The organism is Rahnella sp. BIGb0236, assembly GCF_004364755.1.
GTDB lineage: Bacteria > Pseudomonadota > Gammaproteobacteria > Enterobacterales > Enterobacteriaceae > Rahnella > Rahnella victoriana.
The window spans coordinates 1-1,425 of the sequence record NZ_SOAO01000030.1; the positions used below are offsets into that span (position 1 = coordinate 1).

Consider the following 1,425-nt stretch of genomic DNA (forward strand, 5'->3'; position numbering starts at 1 on the left):
GTCAGCATTATGATGAGGAGTCGGGGCTGCACTACAACCGCCACCGGTATTACGACCCGACGCTGGGCAGGTATATCACGCAGGATCCGATTGGGCTGTTGGGGGGATGGAATTTGTATCGTTACACCTCAAATCCGCTGCAAGGTGTGGATCCGTTGGGATTAAGCGAATTTGGAAAATGGGCTGGCTCAGCATTTAACTTGCCAGAGGATCAGATTGCCGCAGCCCTTGATGTTGCAAATGGACCGTTGTATTCCCCACCTGAATTCTCCCTATCTGTGGATGTTGGCATTGCAGGCTATGGCTTTCTTGGTGGGAGTATAGCCGCTGGAATTGTTACAGGTAATAATGGTAAAGGTCTTGACTTGTGCGCCTACTTGATGGCGTGCCAAGGTGCGGGGGTGGGTATTTCTGGCGCTGCGTCAATTTCAGGTACGGTATCAAATGCACCACCCACCTCTGGAGTATCTTATCTGAGCGGTGCGACAACTGATATCGGATTTTTATTAAATGGAACTGCAACTAATTTGCTTGAAATAAATGGAAGTGACAAGCCTTTGAATATTTCCTCAACGTTAGGGGCGGGCCTCGGTGGTGGGAGTTTTACAGGTGGACTTACATGCCAACAATACACCCGATGCGTTCTAAACTAAGGATGGATAAATGAGAGTAATAACCATATCAATACTATTATTATTTCTGCTCGGGATTGTCACGGGGTGCGATAATGATGCCAAATCTGCTATGGATGAGGTGGCTAAATACCATGCCAACTATAACTTAAAACAATTTAACAAGATTTACAAAACACAGCTATCAGAGGAATTTCATCACGCAACCTCTGAGGTGAATTATAATTCCTTTATGAGCAATACATATAACACGTTAGGAGCTTATAAGAATAAAGAACTTAGAAAAACAAATGACGTTAAATCATTAATAGGAGAAGACAAAGTTGAATTAACCTTCCATACTATTTATGGAAATTATGAGCTAGACGAGTTTTTTGTTTTAAAAGTTGAGAGTGGAAATTACAAAATTAAACAAATTGTTTACGATGATATCCATGCAAAAAAGATAAATCATGAGAAGTGAAATTTAGATATCTAAAAAATTACCCGTGGGGGAATCAGGTGGACGGCAGCAACCCGCTGCGCATGTACCAGCCCCTCCGCATGCAGGGGCAGCATTTTGATGAGGAGTCGGGGCTGCACTACAACCGCCACCGCTATTACGACCCGACGCTGGGCAGGTATATCACGCAGGATCCGATTGGGCTGTTGGGGGGATGGAATTTGTATCGTTACACCTCAAATCCGCTGCAAGGGGGGGATCCGTTGGGATTAAGCGAATTTGGAAAATGGGCTGGCTCAGCATTTAACTTGCCAGAGGATCAGATTGCCGCAGCCCTTGATGTTGCAAATG

Annotated in this window: 2 protein-coding genes and 1 pseudogene; all 3 read left to right on the forward strand. The window is 44.7% G+C overall.

The annotated features are described in order from the left end of the window. The coding region (locus EDF78_RS25885; RefSeq protein WP_243839492.1) for an RHS repeat-associated core domain-containing protein at window positions 1-653 on the forward strand (653 nt) is incomplete at its 5' end. 10 nt (window positions 654-663) lie between these two features. After that, the gene (locus tag EDF78_RS25465; RefSeq protein WP_119826987.1) at window positions 664-1,095 is read left to right on the forward strand and encodes a hypothetical protein; all 432 of its coding nucleotides are present in this window, start codon (window positions 664-666) and stop codon (window positions 1,093-1,095) included. A gap of 26 nt (window positions 1,096-1,121) precedes the next feature. Beyond that, window positions 1,122-1,346 (forward strand): annotated as a pseudogene (locus EDF78_RS25470) (RHS repeat-associated core domain-containing protein); the annotation flags it as partial. Window positions 1,347-1,425 lie beyond the last annotated feature (79 nt).